Here is a 2248-nt window from a genome sequence, read left to right as displayed (position 1 = left end):
GATGCCGACCTGCTCGTGTACGCCACGAGTGCCGACGGCGTGTACGACGCCGACCCCAACGCCGACCCCGACGCGACGCAGTTCGCGTCGCTGTCGCCGGCCGAACTCGTCGAGGTCGTCCTCCCGATGAGCCGGAACGCGGGCGCGTCCGCGCCCGTCGACCTGCTCGCGGCGAAGCTGATCGACCGAGCGGGAATCCGGTCGATCGTCCTCGACGGGACCGACCCGACCGACGTCGTCGAGGCCGTCCTCCGCGGCGACCACACGGGGACCGACGTGGTGCCGGCCGACGGGAGCGAACCGAGCTACTGGGCGGGAGAGCGATGAGCGCTGACGACACCTCCGGCGATCCGGCAGACTCCCCGGCCGACGATTCCCCGCACATCCTCTCCGAGGCGTCCGCGCTCGACGACGAGGAGGCAGCCGACGACCGGGCGGACGAGACCTTCCACGCCTTCTGGGCCGACGTGGTCGCCGACGAGGTCGAGGCGCGAGACCCCGACGAGCCGATCGTGATCAAGGGCGGCGTTTCCCCCTCCGGCGTCGCGCACCTCGGGAACTTCAACGAGATCATGCGCGGCTACTTCGTCGCCGAGGTGCTTCGCGACCGCGGCCACGAGGTCCGGCAGGTGTTCACCTCCGACGACAAGGACCCGCTGCGGAAGGTCCCGCGCAAACTGGCGAACGCGGACGGCGACATCGTCGGGCTCGGCGAGGTCGACGCGGGCGCGCTCGGCCGCAACCTCGGCAAGCCGTACACGTCGATCCCGGACCCGTTCGGGGAGTCCGAGTCGTACGCGGCCCACTTCGCCGGTCTGCTGAAGGCCGACGCCGACCGACTGAACGTCCCCGTCGAGATGCTCTCGAACACCGAGCTGTACGCCGACGGCGACTTCGACGATGCGGTCCGAACCGTCCTCGGCGACGTCGACCGCGTCCGCGAGGTGCTCGGAGCGTATCAGGATAAGGTCGACGACGAGTACGTCCCCTTCAACCCCGTCTGCGAGGCGTGTGGGAAGGTGACCGAGACGGTGACGGCCATCGACCTCGACGGCGAGACCGTCGAGTACGTTTGTACCGACATGGACGCCGGCGGCAACACCATCGAGGGATGCGGGCACGAGGGGACCGCGACGTTCCGGGAGGGGAAGCTCCCGTGGCGGCTGGAGTGGCCCGCCCAGTGGGGCGTCCTCGGCGTCGACTTCGAGCCGTTCGGCAAGGACCACGCGGAGGGGTCGTGGCCCTCCGGCGTCGACGTCGCCCGCAACGTGTTCGGCGAGGAGCCGCCGGTGCCGATGGTGTACGAGTGGTTCACGCTCAACGGCGAGGCGTTCTCCTCCTCCGAGGGCAACGTCGTCACCGTTCAGGAGCTGTTGGAACTGCTCGAACCCGAGGTGCTGCGCTACTTCTTCGCGCTCCACCCGAAGAAGGCGCGCGACCTCGACATCGAGCGGCTCGACCAGCTCGTCGACCGCTTCGACCGGTTCGAACGCGCATACTTCGGCGAGGTCGACGACCCGGACCTGACCGCCTTCGCCGAGCGCGCCTATCCATTCGTCGTCGGTCGCGTCGACGACCCGCCGACGGAGAAACCCATCCGGCTCCCGTACACGTTCGCGGCGGTCCTCGGCATGGTCGACGACCCCGACTTCCGCGAGCGACTCGCCCGCGACGAGGGACACATCCCGGACGACGCGGACGCAGACGCGGTCGACGCCGCGCTCGCCCGCGTGGAGCAGGCCCGAAACTGGGCGGAGCGGACCGGAAACGAGTACGATTACCGCCTCCAGACCGACCTCCCCGCGGTCGAGTTCGACGACGACGTCACGGCCGCGCTCGACGACCTCGCCGACTTCGTCGCCGAGGGCCACGACGGCGAGGAGATCCAGGGAGCGATGTACGAGACCGCCCGCGACCACGACGTCGAGGTGAGCGACTTCTTCGCGGCGGGCTACCGCCTGTTCTTCGACGACACGCAGGGACCGCGGCTCGGCGAGTTCCTCGGCGAACTGGAGCGCGACTACGTCGTCGACCGGCTGCGCCGGGAGGCGTAGATGTCCGAGGACCGTTCGCTCGACAACTTCGCCCCGGACGCCGACGGCGAGACCGGTGACGCCGGAACCGACGGCGCTGTCGACACCGAGCCGGACGGTGCCGTCGACGACTCGACCGACGCCGAGTCGGACGCCGCTGCTGACGCCTCAGACGACGTTGACCCCGCGACCGCCACCTCGACGTGGCACGCAGA

The 2248-nt window shown here is 70.0% G+C and carries 2 protein-coding genes and 1 pseudogene; all 3 read left to right on the top strand.

Annotation, left to right across the window (positions count from 1 at the left end; genetic code table 11):
* A pseudogene (locus BN903_RS13295) lies at positions 1 to 327 on the top strand (UMP kinase); the annotation flags it as partial.
* The gene (gene lysS, locus BN903_RS13290) at positions 324 to 2054 is read left to right on the top strand and encodes a lysine--tRNA ligase (RefSeq protein ID WP_048078195.1); all 1731 of its coding nucleotides are present in this window, start codon (positions 324 to 326) and stop codon (positions 2052 to 2054) included. The pseudogene BN903_RS13295 and the gene lysS, both read left to right, overlap by 4 nt.
* The coding region (locus BN903_RS17645) for a hypothetical protein (RefSeq protein WP_048078242.1) at positions 2055 to 2248 on the top strand (194 nt) is incomplete at its 3' end.

The organism is Halorubrum sp. AJ67 (assembly GCF_000513435.1).
This window is presented reverse-complemented; position numbering and strand designations above follow the sequence as displayed.